Origin of the sequence: Ensifer sp. (assembly GCF_035999135.1) — a bacterium.
GTDB lineage: Bacteria > Pseudomonadota > Alphaproteobacteria > Rhizobiales > Rhizobiaceae > Ensifer.
Genome location: NZ_DASYGZ010000228.1, coordinates 1 through 21551, shown reverse-complemented (window position 1 = coordinate 21551; position 21551 = coordinate 1). Strand labels below are relative to the sequence as shown.

At 64.0% G+C, this 21551-nt stretch carries 19 protein-coding genes; 9 read left to right on the top strand and 10 right to left on the bottom strand.

Annotated features, from left to right (window positions below; genetic code table 11):
* Window positions 1–8 precede the first annotated feature (8 nt).
* Both VGO12_RS30290 and VGO12_RS30285 read right to left on the bottom strand, forming a co-directional pair.
* Window positions 9–3119, bottom strand: a complete 3111-nt coding sequence (locus VGO12_RS30290; protein WP_327516446.1) for an efflux RND transporter permease subunit — start codon at window positions 3117–3119, stop codon at window positions 9–11.
* 65 nt (window positions 3120–3184) lie between these two features.
* Window positions 3185–4372, bottom strand: a complete 1188-nt coding sequence (locus tag VGO12_RS30285) for an efflux RND transporter periplasmic adaptor subunit (RefSeq protein ID WP_327516439.1) — start codon at window positions 4370–4372, stop codon at window positions 3185–3187.
* Between the two features lie 313 nt (window positions 4373–4685).
* Here VGO12_RS30285 and VGO12_RS30280 point away from each other — a divergent pair, with 313 nt between their 5' ends.
* The 4 genes from VGO12_RS30280 (at window position 4686) to VGO12_RS30265 (ending at window position 9472) form a co-directional block, all read left to right on the top strand.
* Window positions 4686–5507, top strand: a complete 822-nt coding sequence (locus VGO12_RS30280) for a cyclase family protein (protein WP_327516438.1) — start codon at window positions 4686–4688, stop codon at window positions 5505–5507.
* 156 nt (window positions 5508–5663) lie between these two features.
* Entirely contained in the window at window positions 5664–6308 is a 645-nt protein-coding gene (locus VGO12_RS30275; protein WP_327516437.1) for a hypothetical protein, read from the top strand.
* Between the two features lie 104 nt (window positions 6309–6412).
* Window positions 6413–6820 (top strand): carboxymuconolactone decarboxylase family protein, encoded by a 408-nt coding sequence (locus VGO12_RS30270; protein ID WP_327516436.1) that lies wholly within the window; start codon window positions 6413–6415, stop codon window positions 6818–6820.
* 186 nt (window positions 6821–7006) lie between these two features.
* Window positions 7007–9472, top strand: coding sequence for an ATP-dependent helicase (locus VGO12_RS30265; protein WP_327516435.1), 2466 nt, complete (start codon window positions 7007–7009; stop codon window positions 9470–9472).
* Window positions 9473–9499: 27 nt separating this feature from the next.
* On the opposite strand, the gene VGO12_RS30260 is transcribed toward VGO12_RS30265, so the two are convergent.
* The 4 genes from VGO12_RS30260 to VGO12_RS30245 form a co-directional block, all read right to left on the bottom strand.
* Window positions 9500–9961 (bottom strand): GNAT family N-acetyltransferase, encoded by a 462-nt coding sequence (locus tag VGO12_RS30260; protein ID WP_327516434.1) that lies wholly within the window; start codon window positions 9959–9961, stop codon window positions 9500–9502.
* 48 nt (window positions 9962–10009) lie between these two features.
* The gene (locus VGO12_RS30255) at window positions 10010–10645 is read right to left on the bottom strand and encodes a cysteine hydrolase (RefSeq protein WP_327516433.1); all 636 of its coding nucleotides are present in this window, start codon (window positions 10643–10645) and stop codon (window positions 10010–10012) included.
* Between the two features lie 129 nt (window positions 10646–10774).
* Window positions 10775–11857: a type I restriction endonuclease gene (locus VGO12_RS30250; RefSeq protein ID WP_327516432.1), complete on the bottom strand. Its 1083-nt coding sequence runs from the start codon at window positions 11855–11857 to the stop codon at window positions 10775–10777.
* Between the two features lie 141 nt (window positions 11858–11998).
* A complete protein-coding gene (locus VGO12_RS30245) occupies window positions 11999–12676 on the bottom strand; it encodes a phosphoribosyltransferase (protein WP_327516431.1) in 678 nt (225 codons plus the stop codon).
* A gap of 395 nt (window positions 12677–13071) precedes the next feature.
* Here VGO12_RS30245 and VGO12_RS30240 point away from each other — a divergent pair, with 395 nt between their 5' ends.
* Together VGO12_RS30240 and VGO12_RS30235 are read left to right on the top strand one after the other, a co-directional pair.
* Window positions 13072–14316 (top strand): GGDEF domain-containing protein, encoded by a 1245-nt coding sequence (locus tag VGO12_RS30240; protein WP_327516430.1) that lies wholly within the window; start codon window positions 13072–13074, stop codon window positions 14314–14316.
* A gap of 169 nt (window positions 14317–14485) precedes the next feature.
* Complete coding sequence (locus VGO12_RS30235; protein WP_327516429.1) at window positions 14486–14980, top strand: CreA family protein; 495 nt, start codon at window positions 14486–14488, stop codon at window positions 14978–14980.
* Between the two features lie 177 nt (window positions 14981–15157).
* Here the strand turns inward: VGO12_RS30235 and VGO12_RS30230 are convergent, their stop codons facing one another.
* The 3 genes from VGO12_RS30230 to VGO12_RS30220 form a co-directional block, all read right to left on the bottom strand.
* A complete protein-coding gene (locus VGO12_RS30230; protein WP_327516428.1) occupies window positions 15158–15460 on the bottom strand; it encodes a hypothetical protein in 303 nt (100 codons plus the stop codon).
* 384 nt (window positions 15461–15844) lie between these two features.
* The gene (locus tag VGO12_RS30225; RefSeq protein WP_113540693.1) at window positions 15845–16309 is read right to left on the bottom strand and encodes a chemotaxis protein CheW; all 465 of its coding nucleotides are present in this window, start codon (window positions 16307–16309) and stop codon (window positions 15845–15847) included.
* 2 nt (window positions 16310–16311) lie between these two features.
* The gene (locus VGO12_RS30220; RefSeq protein WP_327516427.1) at window positions 16312–18420 is read right to left on the bottom strand and encodes a methyl-accepting chemotaxis protein; all 2109 of its coding nucleotides are present in this window, start codon (window positions 18418–18420) and stop codon (window positions 16312–16314) included.
* A 372-nt stretch (window positions 18421–18792) separates the two neighbouring features.
* Between VGO12_RS30220 and VGO12_RS30215 the strand changes: the two genes are divergently transcribed.
* The 3 genes from VGO12_RS30215 (at window position 18793) to VGO12_RS30205 (ending at window position 20786) form a co-directional block, all read left to right on the top strand.
* Window positions 18793–18951: a hypothetical protein gene (locus VGO12_RS30215; protein ID WP_327516426.1), complete on the top strand. Its 159-nt coding sequence runs from the start codon at window positions 18793–18795 to the stop codon at window positions 18949–18951.
* Window positions 18952–19148: 197 nt separating this feature from the next.
* Window positions 19149–19748 (top strand): SCO family protein, encoded by a 600-nt coding sequence (locus tag VGO12_RS30210; protein ID WP_327516425.1) that lies wholly within the window; start codon window positions 19149–19151, stop codon window positions 19746–19748.
* Between the two features lie 162 nt (window positions 19749–19910).
* Window positions 19911–20786, top strand: a complete 876-nt coding sequence (locus VGO12_RS30205) for a 50S ribosomal protein L11 methyltransferase (protein WP_327516424.1) — start codon at window positions 19911–19913, stop codon at window positions 20784–20786.
* Window positions 20787–20797: 11 nt separating this feature from the next.
* Here the strand turns inward: VGO12_RS30205 and VGO12_RS30200 are convergent, their stop codons facing one another.
* Window positions 20798–21253 carry a hypothetical protein gene (locus VGO12_RS30200; RefSeq protein WP_327516423.1) on the bottom strand — a complete coding sequence of 152 codons (456 nt, stop codon included), beginning with the start codon at window positions 21251–21253 and terminating at the stop codon, window positions 20798–20800.
* Between the last annotated feature and the right edge of the window lie 298 nt (window positions 21254–21551).

Sequence of the window (21551 nt, the reverse complement as noted above, 5' to 3'; positions counted from 1 at the left end):
GTCCGGCCTCAGCGCACCTCGAGCGCCGCCGCCGCGTCCATTTCCTCGTGCAGCTTGCGCTCCTCGTCCGCATGCGGCTTGGTGAAGCGGGCAATCACGAGATAGGCGACCGGCGTCAGGTAGAGGGTGACGATCACAGCCAGACCAAGACCGCCGACCAGCACCCAGCCGAGCGCGATGCGCGCTTCGGCACCGGCGCCGCTCGCCAGCACCAGCGGCACCGCGCCGACGATGGTGGCGATCATCGTCATCATGACTGGACGCAGGCGAATGTTGGCGGCGTTCTCGATCGCCGAGCGCACGTCCTGGCCGCGATCGCGCAGCTGGTTGGCGAATTCGACGATCAAGATGCCGTTCTTCGCCATGATGCCGACGAGCATGACGAGGCCGATCTGGCTGTAGATGTTGAGCGTGTTGCCGGTCATGATCATCGCAAAGACCGCACAGGCAAGCCCCAGCGGCACCGTCGACATGATGATCAGGCCGCTGACGAAGCTCTCGAACTGAGCCGCGAGCACCAGGAAGATGATGACCAGCGCGAAGCCGAAGGTGACGAACAGGCCGTTGGCGTTCTCATTGAGCGTCGCGGCTTCGGCAAGCGGCATGATGCGCGAGCCCGGCGGAAGCAACGGCTCTGCCATCTGCTCGACCATGGTCAAGGCTTCACCGAGCGCGAGGTCGGATTTGAGACCGGCCGACAGCGACACGGCGCGAAGCTGCGATTCCCGCGACAGCTGCGGCGCAACCGCCATCTCCTCGACGCTGGCGATCGTCGACATCGGCACGATCTTGCCGTCGCCGGCCTTGAGGAAGATGTTTTGCAGGTCGGTCGGGTCGTTGACCGGATTGGTCGAGGAGAGCAGCTTCACCGGATAGGATTCGCCGTCGACATAGACGTCGACGACGCTGTTGCCGTCGAGCATGGCCTGCAGCGCCCAGGCAAGGCCGCCGATATCGACACCCATGTCGGAGGCGCGCTCGCGATCGATGGTGATCGACAGCTGCGCCTGGTTGGCCTCGTAGTTGAGGCGCACGTTTTCAAAGCGGCCGGTGTCTTCCATCTGGCGCACGAGCTTTGCCGCGGCATCGCCGAGTTTGTTGTAGTCGTTGCCGACGAGGGCCACCTGCAGGCCGCTGCCGGCGCCGCGAATGCCCAGGCTGTTCGGCTGCATCGCAAAGACGCGCACCGACGGAATGCGCCCCATGACCTTGTTGATGTCGGTGACGATCTGCTGCTGGCTACGGTCACGCTTGTCCCAGGGCGCGAGTGTCAGCACCATGAAACCGCTGTTGACCGAACCGCCCTGCCCGGAGATCGAGAAGATGTTGTCGATCTCGCCGGATTTCACCAGCGGCTGCAGGCCGTCCTCGATCCGGCGCATCTGCGCCTGGGCATATTCGAGCGAAACACCCTGTGGCGCGTTGATGCGCATCATGATCTGCGAGCGGTCTTCGGTCGGCGTCAGCTCCGATTTCAGCGTCAGGAAGCCGGCCGCCCCCATGGCGGTGAAGAACCCTGCAACGACGAAGACGATCAGCGGCGAATTGAGGCAGGCGCGCAGCGTCACCCGGTAAAACCCGGCCGCCCGCGCGCCAAACCGCGCCATTGGTCCGGGGACAGAATGGGTCTCCTTGGTCAGCATGCGCGAGGCGAGCATCGGGCAGAGCGTCAGCGACACGAAGGAGGACAAGAGGATCGCGAAGGCGAGCACGAAGCCGAATTCGCGGAAAAGGCCGCCGGTCTGGCCCGGCAGGAACGAGAGCGGCACGAAGACGGCGGCAAGCGTCGCGGTCGTTGCCAGCACCGCGAAGAACACTTCGAGCGTGCCGTGCACGGCCGCCGCGCGTGGGCCGAGGCCCTCGGCGCGCCGTCGCACGATGTTTTCGAGCACCACGATTGCGTCGTCGACCACGAGCCCGGTCGCAAGCACGATCGCCAGCAGCGTCAGGATGTTGATCGAGAAGCCCGCCATGTAGATCGCCGCCACCGTGCCGATCAGCGCGATCGGCATCGAGATCGTCGGGATCAGCGTCGCGCGCCAGTCGAGCAGGAACATGTAGATGACGAGCGTCACGATGAAGACGGCGACGATCAGCGCGATCTCCACTTCGTGGATGGCGCCGTTGATGAAGACGGCATCGTCGCTGGTGATCCGAAGCTGCGTTCCCTCGGGCAGGATCTGCGTCTGGATCGTCTCGACGACCTTGCGCACGCCTTCAGAAATATCGACGGTGTTGGACTGCGCCTGGCGCACGATGCCAAGGCCGATACCCTGCCGGCCGTTGGAGCGCAGCGCCGTCGTGCCGGTATCCGGACCGAGCGTGACGGTTGCAACGTCGCGCAGGCGCACATTGTTGACGAGGATCAGGTTTTCGAACTGCTCGGGCGTCTGCAGGTCGGCCGTGGCGCGCACAGAAATGTCCTGGCTGGCGCTGGTCAGCTTGCCGGCCGGCACGTCGTAGGAGGCGTTGGCAAGTGCCGTCCTGAGGTTTGCCACCGTTACCCCGCGCCCGGCAAGCTTCGCCTGGTCGAGGTCGATGCGGAAAATCTTTTCCTGGTCGCCATAGACGGCGACGTCGGCCACGCCCTCGACGGCGGCCAGCCGGTCGCTGATCTCGTTTTCGACGAGCAGCGTCATGTCTTCCATCGACATCGTGTCGGAGGTGAGCGCCAGGCGCATGATCGGCTGGCTGTCGGCATCGGCTTTCACGATGCTCGGCTCGTCGACATTGTCGGGCAGCTGGTTGCGCACCCGGCCGAGCGCGTCGCGAATGTCGTTGGAGGCCTGGCCGATGTCGGTCGTGTCGGAAAACTGCAGCGTCACGCGGCTGCGGCCGAAGGACGAGGTCGAGGAGATGTCGCGGATGCCCTGGACGCGCGAGACGGCGCCCTCGACCACCGAGGTCACCTCGCGGTCCATCGTCTCAGGCGCGGCGCCATCGAGCGTGGTCGTCACCGAAATGACCGGCTGGTCGACCTGCGGCAGTTCGCGGATTTCGATGCCGTTCCAGGCCGCAAGGCCGGCAACGACGATCAGCGTGTTGACGACCAGCGCAAAGATCGGCCGGCGGATGAAGAGTGCGGTAAAGCCGGTCTTGCCACGCTCGCGGGCCGACATCTTGTCGCCGCCTCCCCCGTGGTGGCCGCCGCTACCGTGGCCGCTCCCCTGACTGTCGCCGCCGTTCACTTGGATTCCTCCGCAACCTTCTGCGGCGCTTCCTTGCTTTTTTGCTCGCGGCCGGCGATGCGCACGTCGCCACCGTCACGCAGGCGCTGTACGCCCTCGGTGACGATCTCGTCGCCTTCCGAAAGCGCTGCATCGACCAGCACCTTGTCGGGATTGCGCTGGATGATCTTCACCGGCACCTTCTCGCTCTTGTCGCCGGAAACGCGCCAGATATAGGAGCCTTCCGAACTCCACTGGATCGCCAGCGGATCGACGGTCGGATAGGTGTCGCCATCAAACGCAACGGTCACCGAGAAGGACATGCCGGCGCGCAGCTTGTCGTCGGGGTTTTCGAGCCGCGCGCGCACCCTGAGCGTCCGGCTCGCCTGGTCGAGGCGGTTGTCGATCGCGTGGATCGCGCCGTCGAGCTGGTTTGCCGGCTGGGCGATCGCAAAGGCCGTGACCGGCTGATCGACGCTGATCTTGTTGGCAAAACGCTCCGGCACCCAGAAATCGACCAGAATTTCCGAGCGGTCGTCGACGACGGCAATCGGCGTCGTGGTCGTGACATAATCGCCGACATTGACGGTGATGATGCCGACGACGCCCTTGGAGGGGGCGACGATGTCGCGGCGCCTGAGGTCGAGCTCGGCGGTCTTCAGCGCCAGCTCCGCCGTCTGCATGGCGATCTCGGCGTCGCGGACATCCACCGCCGACACCGCCCGCGCCGTGCTCAGATTGCGGTAGCGCTCGACCTTTTCACGCGCGCTGTCGCGCGTCAGCCGCGCCTGGTCGGCGGCGATCTTCTGGTCGTCGCTGTCGAGCCGGGCGATCACCTGGCCCTGAGCCACCTTTTCGCCGGAGCGGACGAGAATTTCGGTGAGGTTGCCGGTGGCCGTCGGCGTCACGGTAACGGAGTGGATCGCCTCGCCGTTGCCGATCGCGTTCAGCCGGTCGTTGACGACGGATGTACCAGAAGGCCGGACCATGACGAGGATGGCGTTGTTGCCGCCCTGCCCGCGGCCGTTGCCGCGCTCGCCACCCGCGCCGCCATCGGCGCCGGGCTTGGACAAGGCGTCGATCAGCGGGTGCGAGACCCCGATGGCGGCAAGCGTCTCACCGGCGCCGGGCACGAACCGCACCCAGACGGCTGCGCCCACGAGAAGCACAGCGGCGCTCACCGCAAGCTGTTTCCAAACCCGCATTCAAGTCTCCGAATAATGCATAAAACACGCCCCAGCGCGGCGCGGCCGGCGGTTCGTTCCGATTGCGCGGAGTATCCCTGTTCGCGCGTGTCGGGGCAATGACAGAATACCATCATTACGCAATTGTAATAAAAGCGATTTTGTTGGCGGCATGATGACGTCTTCGCGATTGCGCGCGCCGATGCGTTCCATACTGTTTCAATAGACAATTGCCGTTTACAGCCGCGAGGACTGCGCTATCCTGCAACCGTCGGCAGCGGCGTCCGGCCGCTTTGCAAGGTGCATTTCAGGTCTCTCGGGGAGAAGCAAGACGATGTGCAATGCCTGTGTGATGGAAACGGTGAAGGAGCGCATGCTGTCGCGTCGCAGCTTCTTCAAATCAGCCGCGGTCGGAACCGCCGGCCTTGCCGCCGTCGGCGTTGGGATCGCGCTGCCGGCCCTGGCGCAGGGACACGGCAGCGTCACCGATCTGACGCACGAACTGCACGAGGATTTTCCGACCTTCTTCGGCCAGCAGCAGTTCTTCCGCGAGGAGAAGTTCAGCTACGCCAAGGACAAGTTCAACATGTTCGAGCTGCGGGTGAACGAACACACCGGCACCCATGTCGATGCGCCGCTGCACTTTTCCGCCGATGGTCTTTCAGTGGCCGAACTGCCGGTCGAAAAGCTCGTCGTGCCGCTGGTGATCGTCGATATCCGCAAGAAGGCTGCCGCCGACGCCGATGCGCAGGTGACGCCCGACGATCTCAAGGCCTGGGTCTCAGCCAACGGCGAGATCCCCGAAAACGCCTGCGTCGCCATGCTGTCGGGCTGGGGCGCCCATATGGGCACGGACAAGTTCCGCAACGCCGATGGCGCGGGCAAGCTGCATTTCCCCGGCTTCCACGTAGAGGCGGCGAAGTATCTCATCGAGGAGAGCAAGGCGGCCGGCATCGCCGTCGACACGCTGTCGCTCGACCACGGCCCCTCGCCCGATTTCGCCACCCATTATGCCTGGCTGCCGGAGGGTCGCTGGGGGCTGGAGGCCGCCGCCAATCTCGACAGGCTGCCGGTCAAAGGCGCAACCCTCATTCTCGGCGCACCGAAGCACCGCGGCGGCACGGGCGGCCCGGCCCGCGTCTTTGCGCTTGCCTGAGGCAGTGTCGCCGGACGCGAACGACGGGCCCCGCGTCGAGGCGTAGTGAGGCAGATCAACTGGTGGCGCCCGCAAGGCGCTGCCGGCGCGCCGTTTGCGGCAGAAAGTCTTCGGGAGTATCTTCAGCACCGGTACAGGCAATGACGGGGGTTCGTCATGGTGCTGCATGCCTTCTGCCTGACACTCGCGCTCGTCTCTGCGGCATCGGTTCTTGCGGGGTGCCAAACCGTGACTGTCCAGGCGGACGACACGACCGGCCCCACCACAAAACTCGAAATCACCGGCATCCTGGATGACCACGGCAACCCCGATCCGGTCTTCAACGACAGCAGTTGCTGCAACCGCCGCCGAAGCGTTCCCGATCTGGCACCTCTGACCATCGCAGCGTCAGCCGAGGATCCCGAGAGCGGCGTGCGCGACATTGCCGTGTGGATCTGGGCGATCAAGCGCTGCCGCTATGACGACAGCACCGGAGATTTTCAGATCACCCAATCGACGGTCGCGGCGGCAGGCACGGCGTCGGGTACGTTCCCGCCCGGCAGTTCCGCGCCGCTCAGCCGCGCCTCGACAGCAACCGTTCGCATGGCCGACACGCCCTATGGGGCCTGCAATCCCAAAACCGTCACCAATGCCAGCGGCCAGACACGCGAGGTTGCCGCGCGGCCGACGGGCTTTTGCGGCCGCAGGGTCTTCATCGTCACGCAAAACGGCAACGCCTATCAGGGCTCGAGCAAGGGCGTGCTGTTTACAACCGGACCATTCGGCTCGAACATTCAGCCCTGCAACGAAATCCCCAACTGAGCGCCCGACGAAGGCGGCCGCAAACGCAACGCTGGCAATCGCCGCGACGTCGGCTATCGTCGTCTGATCAAGCGACCGCCGAGGCACAACAGCGAAGGAGCCCCATGAGCACCGTATCCCCGCCCCAGGACCCTGAAGCCGATCCCCGCGTCAAGGCCGTGTTCGACGACATCCGCGCCACCCGCAAGTCCGATTTCATCAACAACATGTGGCTGTGGCTCGCCTTCGATCCGGAATTGCTGGACCAGACCTGGCGCGACGTGAAGGCGGTGATGGCGACGCCCTCGGCGCTCGACCCGCTGGTCAAGGAAATGCTCTACATCGCCGTTTCCGTCACCAATGGCTGCGGCTACTGCGCCCATTCCCATACGGCGGCGGCAAAGGCCAAGGGCATGAGCGATGCCGAGCATGCCGATCTCCTGCGCATCATCTCGCTTGCCGCCCGGACCAACCAGCTTGCGACGGCGCTTCAGGTGCCTGTCGATCCGGTTTTCGACAAGACGGCTGGGTAAAACCTGTCGCGCAAACGTGTGAAGCGGTTTTGCGCTTGCGACATGCGACAAGCGAAACAGCCGCCAAAATAAGCGGTCTCGAAATCGCCTGTCTTTCCACAGGCTTGGTGCGGCTCGTGCAGAAAACGGAATAAAAGAAGAACATCCTTTCTGGCCTTTCCACACCGAATCACTACATTGAGCCGCATGATGAGTGGTTTCGACGACATTCCCTTCTTCGACGAGGAGCCGGCGCCGCGCAAGCAGCAGCCAGCCCCCGCAGGTGTTTCAGCTGCCGGCGGCATCGCCGCGCGCGCGATGGCCGCGCGCGACCGCGCCCAGCCGCGCCCGGACTATCTCTCAGGCCTCAACCCGGAACAGGCCGAAGCCGTCGAGACGCTGGATGGGCCCGTGCTGGTTCTCGCCGGTGCCGGCACCGGCAAGACCCGGGTGCTGACGACCCGCATCGCCCATATCCTTTCGACCGGGCGCGCCTTCCCCTCGCAGATGCTCGCAGTGACCTTCACCAACAAGGCGGCGCGCGAGATGAAGGAGCGCATCGGCGTGCTCGTCGGCCACGCGGTCGAAGGCATGCCCTGGCTCGGCACCTTCCACTCGATCGGCGTCAAGCTGCTCCGCCGCCATGCCGAACTGGTGGGCCTGCGCTCCGATTTCACCATTCTCGACACCGACGATGTGGTGCGGTTGATCAAGCAGCTCATCCAGGCCGAGGGCATCGACGACAAGCGCTGGCCGGCCAAGCAGTTCGCCGGCATGATCGACGGCTGGAAGAACAAGGGCCTCGACCCCGCCCAGATCCCCGAGGGCGACGCCCGCGCCTTTGCCAACGGCAAGGGCCGCGAACTCTACGCCGCCTACCAGAACCGGCTCTTGACGCTGAACGCCTGCGACTTCGGCGACCTGCTGCTGCATCCGATCCGCATCTTCCGCACCCATGCCGACGTGCTGAAGGATTACCACGACAAGTTCCGCTACATCCTCGTCGACGAGTACCAGGACACCAACACGGCGCAGTACATGTGGCTGCGGCTCTTGGCCCAGCGCCCGAAGGGTGTGCCGCAGAACGTCTGCTGTGTCGGCGACGACGACCAGTCGATCTATGGCTGGCGCGGCGCGGAAGTGGACAACATCCTGCGCTTCGAGAAGGATTTCCCGGGCGCCAAGGTAATCAAGCTCGAGCGCAACTATCGCTCGACCGAACATATTCTGGGCGCTGCCGGCCACCTGATCGCCCATAATGAGGGCCGCCTCGGCAAGACGCTGTTTACCGACCGCACCGATCCGGATGACGAGAAGGTCAAGGTGCACGCCGCCTGGGATTCGGAAGAGGAAGCCCGCGCCGTCGGCGAGGAAATCGAGCAGCTGCAGCGCCAGAAGCACAAATTGAACGACATGGCGATCCTGGTGCGCGCCTCGTTCCAGATGCGCGAGTTCGAAGACCGCTTCGTCACGCTTGGCCTCAACTACCGCGTCATCGGCGGCCCGCGCTTCTACGAGCGGCTCGAAATCCGCGATGCCATGGCCTATTTCCGCCTCGTCTGCCAGCCGGCCGACGATTTGGCGTTCGAGCGGATCATCAACACGCCGAAGCGCGGCCTTGGCGACACCACCGTGCGCACGCTGCACGACTATGCGCGCGCCCGTAACGTGCCCATGCTGGCTGCCGCCTCCGAGATCATCGAGACCGACGAGCTTAAGCCGAAGGCGCGCAAGGCGCTGTTTGACGTCGTCACCGATTTCCGCCGCTGGCAGACGCTGCTCGAGACCACGGTGCACACCGAGCTTGCCGAGCAGATCCTTGAGGAAAGCGGCTATACCGACATGTGGAAGGCCGACAAGTCGGCCGAAGCCCCGGGACGGCTCGAAAACCTGAAGGAACTCATCCGCTCGATGGAAGCTTTCGAGAGCCTGCGTGGCTTCCTCGAACACGTGGCGCTGGTCATGGATGCCGAGCAGAACGAGAACCTCGACGCCGTCTCGATCATGACGCTGCACTCGGCCAAGGGCCTGGAGTTCGACACCGTGTTCCTGCCCGGCTGGGAGGAAGGCCTGTTCCCGCATCAGCGCGCGCTTGACGAAGGCGGCCGCTCCGGCCTCGAGGAAGAGCGTCGCCTGGCCTATGTCGGCATTACCCGCGCCAAGCACCGCTGCCACATCTGGTTCGTCTCCAACCGCCGCATCCACGGCCTCTGGCAGTCGACCATGCCGTCGCGCTTCCTCGACGAGCTTCCATCAGCCCATGTGGACGTCGCCGAAAACGAGCAGTCCTACGGCGGTTACGGCCGCGGCGGCTACGGCCAGTCGCGCTTCGACAAGGCCGATCCGTTCCAGAACACCTACTCGACGCCGGGCTGGAAGCGGGCGCAGCAGCACCGCTCCGACGCCACCCGCGACAACTGGGGCACCCGCTCCGGCCACGCGGTCGAGCGCATCGGCTACGGCGAAAGCGGCCCGCGCGGCCGCACCATCGACGGCGAGCTGGTGGCGAAATCGACGGCGACGGAACCCTCGCGCTTTTCGGTCGGCGACCGCGTCTTCCACATGAAGTTCGGCAACGGCAACATCGCCGCGATCGAAGGCAACAAGCTCACCATCGACTTCGACCGCGCCGGCCAGAAGCGGGTCTTGGACGGGTTTGTGGAGAAGGCGTGAGACCTGGGCAGGCGCTGCCTGCCCTCCTCAAACCACCTTGCGATACACCAGAAACCCCGACTTCTCCGCTACCTTGTCGTAGAGCGTCATCGCCGTTTCGTTTGTCTCGTGCGTCATCCAGTAGACACGCGGCGCGCCGACGGCGCGTGCCGCCTCGTAGACGCCCTCGATCAGCGCCCGCCCGACACCCTTGCCGCGCGCTTCCGCATTGGTGAAGAGGTCCTGCAGGTAGCAGTTCGGCTGGATCATCGTCGTGCTGCGGTGGAAGAGATAGTGGGTGAGCCCGATCAGTCGCCCCTCGTTTTCCGCCACCAGCGCATGCACCGGCTCGTAGGCGTCGAAGAAGCGCGACCAGGTCATGGCGGTGATTGCGGGATCAAGCGCGGTTTCGCCCGAGCGGCCGTAAAAGGCGTTGTAGCCGTCCCAGAGCGGCAGCCACTGCTCGTAGTCGGTCTTGGCAATCGGGCGGATGAGAAGTTTGTCGGTCATTGAAGGATCCTGAAACACGATAAAGTCGAAGGAATAGCTTGATCAGTCTTACCGCTTGGTCATCGCCGTGGTGATGGCCTGAACGTCGGTCATGATCGCATCGCCCATGAAGACGATGTTGTCCATGGAACGTTCGCCGGCCTCGTGGTGGCCTGCCCCACAGGCGTCGCGCACGACGATCGGCACCAGGCCGAGGTCGGTCGCGTGGCGCACGGTCGGATCGATTCCGATCTCGGTGGCGATGCCGCAGATGGCAAAGGAGGTGAGCCCGAGGTCGCGCAGGATCATGGCAAGCGGCGTGCCCTCGAAGGCCGAAAACGTGATCTTGTCGAGGATCGCTTCGTTCTCGCGAGGGGCAAGTTCCGGAACAAGCTCGAAACCCGGCGAGCCGCGCAGGAACCAGGGATGGACCGCGTCCGGATCGTCCGTCCGCTGCCAGGCCATCGCCTGGCGGGTCTGGAACGCCCCCATCAGCGGCTTCGGCATCGACAGATGCCGGAGGAAAATCACTGGAAACCCGCCTGCCCGCGCCGCCTCCAGCACCTTCAGCACTTCGGCAAGGACCGCCGGACCGTTCTTAACCTGATTGGTGATCCCCACCTGCATGTCGTAGACGACGAGCGCCATCCGCTCGGGCCGGCAATAATCCTCAAGCGTCCTGCCGATTTCCATCTTCGCGGCCATTCAACCTCCTCAGGCTACCCCCTTAGGCAGCCGCTCCCACCGTTATCGCGCGGCAGGAATGTGGAGCGCGCCTCGCCAAGGCGCAAGAAGCAGGGTGCGGGGGCCGAGATTATATTTTGTTCGGGACCGTCAAGCGGCGCCGTTCCTGGCGTAGGCCTGGATCACAGCCTGGATCTCCCCCTTGGCCTTGTAGATATCGGTCACCCGATCAACGTCGAAGCGAGTACCGTTCTTGTCAGCGTCAAAGATCGTCAGGTATCTGGTCTTCGAATTGAAATGCAGCCGCATGATCGGCTTCCTGTTGTTGTCATCGAAGTTGATGGCGCAGTAACTCTTCTGATCTCGCATCACTATTCGCGAAATATCCGCGAACTCCGCGCCGATCGCGCGGACGATGTTGAAGCCGTCCAGTTCGTCTTGGGTCGTCTCAACGCCGCTCTCTTCGGTGAGATCGCTGGACGCGTTTTCGCTCACGCCGCTTGCGGGCGGAATGCTGACGCTGTCATTGAAGGCGGCCGTCAGCCGACGCTGGATCTTCTGTCTCACGAGATCGTCAAATGCGCGTTTGATGATCGGCTTGAACTCGGTGACGACCGCGGCGGTCAACTTGCCATCATAGATGTTCTTCGAGATCAGCCGCACGAACTCGTCATCCGGCTCGCTGAATTGCGCCTCGATACAGCTGATCGCGGCCTTCATGCGCTTGAGCGCATTGGCCGAGCTCTTGATGTCTTCAATCGAAAAGCGATCCTTGTGAAACTTCTCCAGCTCACGCAGGTCATTTTCGTCGTAGTCAAACAAATCGAACTTGAAGAACGGATTTACATCAAGCTTGTTGGGAGCGTCGAGGTCCGTGAAAAACCAGATCTGGATCCCATTGGTCAGAATTGCGATGGAACAATCCGTCGTCGAGAAATAGCGGTAAAGCTGGCTGTACTGCGCATCTGACAAATTGGCACTGACCGCTTTCGCTTCGAGAATGTAGCGGATCTTGCCGTCTATCTTCACGGCATAATCGACCTTTTCACCCTTCTTCAGCCCGACATCCGCGACGAACTCCGGAATGATCTGGGTTGGGTCGAACACGTCGAAACCGAGTGTTCGCAAGAAGGGCATCACCAGCGCGTTCTTGGTCGCCTCTTCTGTAAGTGCGATCGTCTGCGCGGAAACGGCGCGTTTCGAAAGTTCTGTAACCTGCTCCTTAAACGACATGCCGCTCCCCTTCGACGCGCCTAACAAGAACTACTTACACACGAGTATTCGCATTCCATCTCAACAATTGATTGATTCCCCTTACGTGGCAAGCGGTATCCGCGGGCGAAGAGCACATAAATCTCGCGGCGGATGTCGGCGTCAGATGTGAGTATCGGGCGCCTTGCGCGCCGCCTTGCCGAGCAACGCGATCACCTCCTCGTCGCTCGTCTGTTCGAAGTCGTGATAGTGCAGGCCGACGGCGCGGAAGGCGAAGGGGGTGGCGAGGCAAACGATGCGGTCGACGGAATTCCTGAGCGCGACAAGCTCGCTTTTCGGGGCGACCGGCACGGCGAGCAGGATGCGGCGTGCGCCCATCGGACGAAGTGCCCTGATCGCCGCCCGCACGGTCCCGCCCGTGGCGATGCCGTCATCGACGAGAACGACGTCGCGATCCTTCGCAGATATGGGCGCGCGATCGCCCAGGTAGAGGGCGCGGCGGCGCAGGATCTCGACCCGCTGGCGCTCCGTCTCCGCCTCGATATAGCCGGCCGGCGGCTGCACCAAACGGATCGCCTCATCATTGAGCACCAGTTGCGGTTCCTCGCCATCGACCAGTGCGCCAAGCCCGAACTCCAGATGTCCCGGCGCACCGATCTTGCGCACGATCAGGATTTCAAGCGGCGCACCGATGTGAACGGCGATCTCGTAGCCGACTGGAACGCCGCCGCGCGGCAGCGCCATGACAAGGGGATCACGCATGTCTTGCCGCGCGATCTCCCGGGCGAGCTGCCGCCCGGCGTCCGCCCTGTCCCTGAATATCCGCACCCCCGTAAACACCGGCGCTCCTCCAAGAAGGTTTGCTCGAGCTGTCGACCTGAGACAACGCCACAAGGGACCGATCGTTGCGCGCCGCGAACCGGGCAAGGGCTGCGCCCGCCCGCCTTTGATCCGGGGTTCATGTCTGCCCTGGCGCGGACCTCCGATCCGGCAAATCCGCACCCATCGGCCCGCGCTCGCGAGATCCGCCCAACCCGGCGACCGGCCCCGAAAATCCGCCGCGCCTCAGGTGCCGGGACCGCGTTGTGAACAACCGTGCCAATCCCGACCAATCGCTAAAATTGCAACGGATTTAGCCGGGTTTCGTTAAGGTGCCATCGCTACCAATTGCGCTTGCATATCTGGCTGAGACGCAAGCCGCCTTTGTTGATTTTAGCACGACAGGCCGTTTCGAAATGAGCTTTCTCCCTGTCATATCCATCATTGCCCTTCTGGCGATGCTCCCGGTCCTGATTTCGCTGCGCGCCTCGATGGTCGAAGGCGGCACCGACTTTGCCGTCGCCTGTGCCGTCGCGAGCGCCGCGACGCTGTTTCTGATGCTGGCCGAATGGCCGGCGCTTCAGCTTCTGTTTCCGGTCGGGGTGGTCTCGCTTGCGGGCGCCTGCCTGTTCGTGCTTTCAGGATTCCATCGCGCCCTCGATGTTTCGCGGCGCATGTCCACATTGCTCGTCGTCGCCGCGGCGATGGCGGTCTTTGCCGTGCTGCTCGCCGCCTTCGGCGCCAACGACCTGACGCTGCACGCGCTCTCGGCGACCGGTATCGTCGCCGCCTTCCTGCTCAACATCGCCGTCTGCTCGCAGCACCGCCGCCGGGCCCCGGGCCCCGTCGAGCGCCTGGTGGTGATCGCCTTGGCCGCGGTCGGCTGTTCGGCGCTGCTTGCCGTCACCATGCTGTCGCCGGCCGCCCATGACGCCTACGCCCTTCCACTCGAGCCAATGACCTGGGACATCGCCTGCGCGGCCATGCGGTACTTCTATCTGCCAGCGCTTTTTCTCGGCGTGATCCTGATGATCCAGAACCGGGTGATCACCGATCTGAAGAGCGCGATCGCGCGCGACGAACTGACCGGCGTGCTGTCGCGCCGCGCCCTTCTCGATCTCGGGCAGCGCACGCTCAATACCAGCTTCGCGCGCCAGAGACCGGCCTCCTTCCTGTTGCTCGACCTCGACTACTTCAAGCAGATCAACGATCGCTACGGCCATGCCGTCGGCGACGCGGCCCTTGGCCATTTCGCCGGCACCGTCGCCACCTGTCTCGGCGGGCGCGGCACGATCGGACGCATCGGCGGCGAAGAATTCGGCATCGTCCTTCCCAATCATTCCGAGGATTCCGCCTTTGCGCTCGCCGAAGAAATCGGCCGCACGGTGCGCGACACGCCGATCGGCCGATCCGATCGGCCGATCCGGCTGACGGTCAGCATCGGCCTTGCCGAAGCAGTTGCCGGCGATACGATCAGCGACGTCATGATCCGGGCCGACATGGCGCTCTACGACGCAAAGGCCGAGGGGCGCGACCGCTGCACCATTGCCGGACGCTTCCAGCCGGATGCAAGCACGCGTGTGCTCGCCGCCGCAGCCGCGCAGATGCGCGCGGCCGATACCCGCATCCCTGAGCCGCAGTTGCTGCGCGAGACAGGCTAGGGCCTGTCGCGCAAGGTCCGCCTTGCAAAGCCGTGTCCCAAACCTATCTGATCCTCGCTGCCCGTCCGAAGCTTCCGGCACCGCCGGATCGTGACAGGCAAGCGGCGTTTCAATGTGAAGAGCGGCTGTGCGCCCGGTGAGGCCGGCACCGCCGCCGGAGGGATACTTCATGCTGCGTGCTTTTCGTGCCGCCTTTCTGGCCAGCCTCGCCTTGGCGGCCGCCACCCTGCCCGCCCGCGCGCAGACGGTCGGCGAAGTGGGCGTCGACTGGCTTGGAAACGACATCATGATCGATGCCGTCAGCGACCCCAAGATCAAGGGCGTCACCTGTCACGTGACCTATTTCGACCGCAGCGTCATCGACCGGCTGAAGAACGGCAACTGGTTCGAGGATCCGTCGAACAACTCGATCTCCTGCCGCCAGACCGGCCCGATCGAAGTGGGCGACATCGATCTGTCGAAGGGGGGAGAGGAAGTCTTTCGCGCCGGGCTGTCGCTCGTCTGGAAGAACCTGCTGGTCACGCGGATCTACGACCGCAAGAACGACACGCTGATCTATCTCGCCCATTCGCGGGAACTGACGGACGGCTCTGCGAAGATGTCGATCACCACCATTCCGCTCTATGGCCAGACCGTCACCTGGCAAAGCGGCAAGCCGCAATAGAGAAAATTGCTTCCGCCGCTATCGGCGTGCGCGGCGACTTTGAGAGGTGAAGCGCCCGCCCCTTCGTGGGCGCTTCCAAAGCCTTGTCAGAGCGTAACGAGGAATGAGGCCGGCGGGAGGTCCGTTCGTTCCCCGCTCTTTTCGCCCTCAGGGCTCTCACCTTGAGGGCCGGATCCTTCAGTAGTTCGTCGGCGGGACGATGCCCTGGTAGTAGTCGCCATCGCCACCCTGGTATCCACCATAGGGATTGCGCTCACGATAGACCGGGGTCGGAGCGGACGTTCTGCTGATGCTGCCCGTGGACATCGTGTCGACGGTTGCGGACGGCCGCTTCATCGTCGGCATCGCCTTGTGCGTGTTCTGCGTTCCGGGAGGATTGTTGACGTCGATGCCCTGGTAGTAGCTGTCTGCCAGGGCCGGCGAAGCCATGACCATCGTGACGGAGAGCGCGGCGATGAGTTTCCTTGCAGAGATTGTCATAGGTTTAACTCCGGTTGCTACGGCGCCGCGCGTCTTATCGGGCGCGCAAGGGTCGCTGTAGAGCTTTGAACGCCTGCATGTCTTTGTCCCTTGATCGGCTCCGATCAACGAAACCATGCAGGAATACCTGGCACCCGGCCTCCGTTCGGGCACCCGGCAACACCGGTAAAGTAGTACAAGTAACCCGCCCAGCCACTTGACGTTTTGTCACAATGGCATCGCCCAAGCGTGAAGTTCATTGCCGAAGTTTAACTTGACCGTTCGGGACCAGTACCGCGCGACAACTGATCCCAAGCCCTCAGGACGCCTCAAGGTAAGTCCTCAGACGCAAAGAAGCCCCGGTGACGGTTCACCGGGGCTTCGTCAGATCCGAAACGAGAGGCTTCAGGCGGCCTGCGCCAGCTCGTCGGCAATGACCGTGTCGAGGTTGAGGAAGCACACCATCGTCTTTTCGAGCGCGACGATGCCGCGGCAGAAGGCGCGCTGGGCCTCGGGGATGATCTCCGGCGCCGGCTGCAGGGCCTCGCTCTTGATGGTCATCATGTCGGAGACCTGCTCGACCAGCAGGCCGACGAGCTTGCCGGCGATATCGGTGACGATGATCGCCGAGCGCTCGGAAGGCTCGGTCATCTTCATGCCGAGACGGGCAGCCATGTCGATGACCGGGATCACCGCGCCGCGCAGGTTGATGAGGCCGAGCACGTAGGGCGGCGTGTGCGGCATCGGGGTGACCGGCGCCCAGCCGCGAATTTCGCGGATCGCCATGATGTCGATGCAGAATTCCTGGTCGCCGAGGTGGAACGAGACGATTTCGAGATAGGCGCCGGACTGCTTGATTGCGTTGGTCATGATCAGAATTCTTCCCAGTTCTCACCGGAGGCCGTCGTCGACGGCACCGAGCCCGGTTTGTTGCCGAATGCGCCCGCAAGCTTGCCCATCAGGGCCTTGGCGGGGGATGGAGTTGGAAACGAGGCCATCTTGGCGGCGCCGATCTTGCGCAGCGGCACGGCCTCGCCGGTGCCTTTCGCAGCTGGTCGTTGCGCGGGCTGCGCGACAGGCGCTCGGACCTGCGGCGAAGCGGCCGCCTTGGTGCTCGGCGTCACGGGCGCCACGGGCGCCGACCCATGGCCCGGCATGGTGCGCGGCATCGAATGTCCTTCGCGGAACTGGCCGACAAGCCCGGTCAGGCGTTCGGCGTCCTGCGCCAGCGTGTGGCTCGACGCATTGGTCTGCTCGACCATGGCGGCGTTCTGCTGCGTCATCTGGTCGAGCTGGCCGACGGCGGTGCTGATCTCGCCAAGACCGGTCGACTGTTCGCGCGCCGCCATGACGATCGACGTCATGTGCTCGTTGATTCTCACGACATCGGCGCCGATCCGACCGAGCGCCTCGCCCGTTGCCCGCACCAGCTTGACGCCGGCGCCGACCTCGTTGCCGGAACGGCTGACGAGCGCCTTGATGTCCTTGGCCGCACCGGCTGCGCGCTGCGCGAGTTCCCGCACTTCCTGCGCCACCACGGCAAAACCCTTGCCCGCCTCGCCCGCGCGCGCTGCTTCCACGCCGGCGTTGAGCGCCAGAAGGTTGGTCTGGAACGCGATCTCGTCGATGACGTTGATGATCTTGCCGATCTCGTTCGAGGCGCCCTCGATGCGCGCCATGGCGGAGATCGCCTCGCCGACGATGCGGCCCGATTCCTCCGCATTGGTGCGGGTCTCGTCGACCATGCGGCTTGCCTCTTCGGCGCGCTCGGTCGCGGTGCGGACGGTCACGGTAATTTGGTCGAGTGCGGCCGAGGTCTGCTCCAGCGATGCCGCCTGCCGTTCGGTGCGGCGGGCAAGATCGTCGGCGGCGGCGCGCATCTGGCGACCGTTGGATTCGATCGAAAGCGCATTGTCCTTGACGCTCGAAAGCACCACGCGCAGCCGCTCGACCGTCTGGTTGAAGTTCTGCCGGAGCTGATCGAGATTGCCGTCGAACGGCCGGTCGATGGCAACCGCAAGGTCGCCGTCGGCAAGCTGGGTCAGGGCGCGGCCGAGATTGTCGATCGCCGTCTGGATGCGGCGCACCGCTTCCTCGCGCTCGCTCTGTTGCTGCTCCCGCTCCTTCTCGATCTCGCGGCGGCTATGGGCAGCACTCTGTTCGAGCGACTGCTTTTCGATCGCAGAAAGACGGAACAGGTCGACCGAGCGCGCCATGGCGCCGATCTCGTCGCCCCGCTCGAGCGCTTCGAGCCTGGTGGAAAGCTCGCCGTTCTGGATCCGCTTCATGCCGTCGCGCAAGGCGAGGATGCCACGGCGCAGCGTGCTGCCATGGAACCAGAGAAGATAGAGCAGCGTCGCCATGGCGATCAGGCCGGAAGCGAGCTGCAGCTGGAACGCCTGGTCGGACGCGGCCCGCGCCTCGGCAACGCGCGTCTGCACCAGACCGCTTGCGGCGCTGGAAAGGCTGGTGAGCGCGGCCGCGACCCGCTCCCCGGCGCCGTCGATCGCATCGTCGATCTTGCCGAATTCGTCGGCCGAAGCCTTGCCCTCGATCAGCACCTTCAGGTCCGTGCCGATCGCCTGGCGCAGTTCTGCGACATCGGCGTCGAAAGTGGAAAGCATGTCGCCTTGGCCCAAAAGCCCGGCGAGCGCCTTGATATCGGCGGACTTCGTCTCGAGCATCGCCAGGATCTGGGCGATGCTGGCGGCCCGCGCCGGCTGGATGGCGCCTTCTTCGCGGTCGATGATGCTGTCCATGGCGTTCAGCACCAGATTGGTCGTCGACAGGCGGATTTCGTTGACCGTCGTCAGCCCGTTTTGCGCCGCGATCGCGCCCGCAAGCGCGTCGTTGGCCAGTCGCCCTTCATACCACCCGACCCCGAGCACCGAGCCGAAACCGACGAAGGCGGCGCCGGCAAGCGTCGCCAGCCGCTGGCTGACGGAGAGATTGCGCTTCAAGGAGTGAGATGTGAAAGTCATGGGAATCCATGGTCACGGGATCCCGCGTGACGCGGCATCCTCCTACGATCGATGCGGAAAGCCGGGGCCGATCAAGCCGGATGACGTCATGTCATCGGAGCGCCAGCACTCCTCCCGCGGGAAAAACACTGTCAAACAGACCTTAAACATTCGCTAAGGCGGCGCGGGGATCCCCAGTGAAAACACCTTATTTTCGAAATTGCGCATATTTGCTGCAAGCGCCGGTTTTCCCGGGCTTTGCGGACACAATCCATCGGAGCGTCGGGCGGGTTGTCTACCGCCATCGGGCATCCGTCCGGCACCACGCACCGATCGCCCCGCATGACCTGGCCGGCTTCCCCTTCCCGCGCGAGAGATGTTATGATCGTCTCCATGAACACAAAGTCGCAGCGCTCGATCCGCCTTCCCCTCGCCGCAAGCCTTGCGGCCGGGATCGCGATCGTCCTCCTTGTCGCCTTCCGCGGCTGGATGGAACACGGCGCCGAGATGTTCCTCGCCCTCGCCCAATCCGGGCTTTCCTGGTGCCTTTAGAGCGCGATCGCCTCTGAGAGACGCTGCCTCGCTGCAAATTTCGCTCCGCGCCGGCCGGATGATGGGCGGTCCGCGACGCGGGCTTTCTCGCGCAACCTGCGGCAATTGTCCCATTTGCGCGGGGTGCGCTAAGGCGGTATCAACGTGCGATCAACCCGACATGGCCGTCTTTGGCCCCAACAACATCGGTAGCACGCATGAAAACCATCCGCATCGTCCTTTGGGCCGCCGTCGTCGCCATGGCGGGCATTCTGGGCTGGCTGACCTATGAAATGACCCAGTCGAAGCAGGTGGCCTCCTCCGGCCCCTTCGGAGTACCCTTCACGCTGGTTGCCCAGGACGGCAAGGAAATCACCGAGAAGGCGTTCACGGGCAAGCCGACGGCGCTGTTCTTCGGCTTTACCCATTGCCCGGAAGTCTGCCCGACGACGCTGTTCGAACTGAACGGCTGGATGGAAAAGGTCGACCCGGACGGCAACAAGCTGCAGGCCTATTTCATCACCGTCGATCCCGAGCGTGATACGCCCGAAATCCTCGGCCAGTACGTTTCCAACGTCTCCAAGCGCATCACCGGCATTTCCGGCCCGGCCGACAAGGTGATGGAGATGGTCAAGGGCTTCCGCGTCTACGCCAAGAAGGTGCCCGTCGATCCGGCCAAGCCCGATGGCGACTACACCATGGACCACACCGCCTCAGTGTTCCTGCTCGACGCCGATGGCAAGTTCTCCGGCACGATCGCCTACGAGGAAAACCCGGAGACGGCGGTCAAGAAGCTGGAAAACCTCACCAAGGGCTGAGCGCCTTTCAAAACCGATTGACGATCGCGAGCGCCGGGCCTGCCCGGCGCTTTGCCTTTGGCGGGCAATCGTGATAGCGCACAGCGCAATAGTGCCGCCGCCCGGTGCGCCGCCCTTGCGGTTTGATGCGGACAGCGGATTTGCCAGCCGAAGGACAGAGCCTTGAGCGAGATCAGACTTTTCGTCAGCACCACCGAGAAGCAGGCGGAAGCCGTGCTCGATCGCCTGAGCGAGGTCTTCGGCGAAGAGGACTTCGCCATCGGCACCACGGAAGTCGACGAGAAACGCGACATCTGGGAAGCCTCGATCTACATGATGCTGGTCGACGAGGAGTGCGTGAACGAGCGCCTGGTGGATGCGCTTGCGCAAGACTTCGCCCACCTGCCGATCACGCGTGAGGTGCTGCCGGATATCGACTGGATCGCCAAGTCGCTCGAGGGCCTGGCGCCGGTGCGCGCCGGCCGCTTCGTCGTGCACGGTTCCCATGACCGCGACAAGGTCAAGACCGGCGAGATCGCGATCGAGATCGATGCCGGCCAGGCCTTCGGAACCGGCCACCACGGCACCACCGCCGGCTGCCTCGAAGTGCTGGCCTCGGTTGCCCGCACCCGCACCGTCCGCAACGTGCTCGACCTCGGCACCGGCAGCGGCGTGCTGGCGATTGCCGCCTGGAAGCTGCTGCACGTGCCGGTGCTCGCCACCGACATCGACCCGATCGCCACCCGCGTCGCCGAGGACAACGCCCGCGCCAACGGCGTCGTCACCGGCATGACCTTTGCGACGGCTCCCGGCTTCCACTCGACCGCCTTCAGCAGCAACGGCCCGTTCGATCTCATCATCGCCAACATCCTCGCCCGGCCCCTGATGAAGATGGCGCCGCAGCTCGTCGCCAACCTCGCCCCCGGCGGCTCGGTCATTCTCTCAGGCATTCTCGCCGAACAGCGCTGGAAGGTGCTCGCCCACTACAACGGCCAGCATTTGCGCCACGTGCGCACCATCTGGCGCAACGGCTGGGTGACGATTCATCTGGAGAAGTGAGGGCGCGGCCGCTAATCCTGCGCGGCCACGACATCCTCAATCAACACCGTCGGCGTCTCACGCTCGAACGACCAATGCCGCGCAAGGCACTCGAAAGTGTCGTCGCGAAGATAGAATAGGAAATGTCTGTCCGTCGGCTCCGGTATCGGTGCCGGGCGCCAGCCCGATACCTGGTCGCGGAGCGGATCGTCGCCCACCAACTCGTAAAACTCACCCCATTTGGGCGCGAGCCTGCTGTAACGGCATTGGCCGCGAAACCAGCCCTCGTCATTGGTCGCTCCGAGCCGCCAGGCTTGGCATCCGTCGAACGTGAGATAACCGATCTCATCCTCGCGTGCCGGATGCCCCCAATGAGCCAGCCGAAAGCAAAGCTGGATTACGCTTCCTGCCGCGTGAACTTCCACCGCCGGAACGTTCGGATCAGCGTTCCAGTTGTCGTTGAGCTGTATGAAGGTCAAGCTTGGCAAGCGAACTACCCCACGACCGTATCGATTCGGCTGGGATGATACTTCTTGCCGTGACAATCCAGATCGGAAAAACGAAAAGGCCGCCTCGTCTATCATGACGGGCGGCCTTTCGAAACTAAGGCGATGCCAGGGGCATCGCCTGCTGGCTGGCTTGTGGCCAACCATGCCCGCGAGCCTGAGGAGGAGGAGTGCTCGAGCGGGCGTCTACCGTTCCGAAGCTGACCACCCTTGAGGGAGGAGGAGAACAGAGTGACCAACTATTCTCGGAACCGCAGCTTTTTGAACCACCGGATGTTCG

Excerpts from the sequence above, each read along its gene's own strand:
- VGO12_RS30210 (WP_327516425.1), top strand. The coding sequence starts at position 19,149 with ATGAAAACCATCCGCATCGTCCTTTGGGCCGCCGTCGTCGCCATGGCG.
- VGO12_RS30235 (WP_327516429.1), top strand. The coding sequence starts at position 14,486 with ATGCTGCGTGCTTTTCGTGCCGCCTTTCTGGCCAGCCTCGCCTTGGCG.
- VGO12_RS30215 (WP_327516426.1), top strand. The coding sequence starts at position 18,793 with ATGAACACAAAGTCGCAGCGCTCGATCCGCCTTCCCCTCGCCGCAAGC.
- VGO12_RS30290 (WP_327516446.1), bottom strand. The coding sequence starts at position 3,119 with ATGTCGGCCCGCGAGCGTGGCAAGACCGGCTTTACCGCACTCTTCATC.
- VGO12_RS30265 (WP_327516435.1), top strand. The coding sequence starts at position 7,007 with ATGATGAGTGGTTTCGACGACATTCCCTTCTTCGACGAGGAGCCGGCG.
- VGO12_RS30280 (WP_327516438.1), top strand. The coding sequence starts at position 4,686 with ATGTGCAATGCCTGTGTGATGGAAACGGTGAAGGAGCGCATGCTGTCG.
- VGO12_RS30285 (WP_327516439.1), bottom strand. The coding sequence starts at position 4,372 with ATGCGGGTTTGGAAACAGCTTGCGGTGAGCGCCGCTGTGCTTCTCGTG.
- VGO12_RS30275 (WP_327516437.1), top strand. The coding sequence starts at position 5,664 with ATGGTGCTGCATGCCTTCTGCCTGACACTCGCGCTCGTCTCTGCGGCA.
- VGO12_RS30255 (WP_327516433.1), bottom strand. The coding sequence starts at position 10,645 with ATGGCCGCGAAGATGGAAATCGGCAGGACGCTTGAGGATTATTGCCGG.
- VGO12_RS30270 (WP_327516436.1), top strand. The coding sequence starts at position 6,413 with ATGAGCACCGTATCCCCGCCCCAGGACCCTGAAGCCGATCCCCGCGTC.
- VGO12_RS30230 (WP_327516428.1), bottom strand. The coding sequence starts at position 15,460 with ATGACAATCTCTGCAAGGAAACTCATCGCCGCGCTCTCCGTCACGATG.
- VGO12_RS30240 (WP_327516430.1), top strand. The coding sequence starts at position 13,072 with ATGAGCTTTCTCCCTGTCATATCCATCATTGCCCTTCTGGCGATGCTC.
- VGO12_RS30260 (WP_327516434.1), bottom strand. The coding sequence starts at position 9,961 with ATGACCGACAAACTTCTCATCCGCCCGATTGCCAAGACCGACTACGAG.
- VGO12_RS30220 (WP_327516427.1), bottom strand. The coding sequence starts at position 18,420 with ATGACTTTCACATCTCACTCCTTGAAGCGCAATCTCTCCGTCAGCCAG.
- VGO12_RS30250 (WP_327516432.1), bottom strand. The coding sequence starts at position 11,857 with ATGTCGTTTAAGGAGCAGGTTACAGAACTTTCGAAACGCGCCGTTTCC.
- VGO12_RS30225 (WP_113540693.1), bottom strand. The coding sequence starts at position 16,309 with ATGACCAACGCAATCAAGCAGTCCGGCGCCTATCTCGAAATCGTCTCG.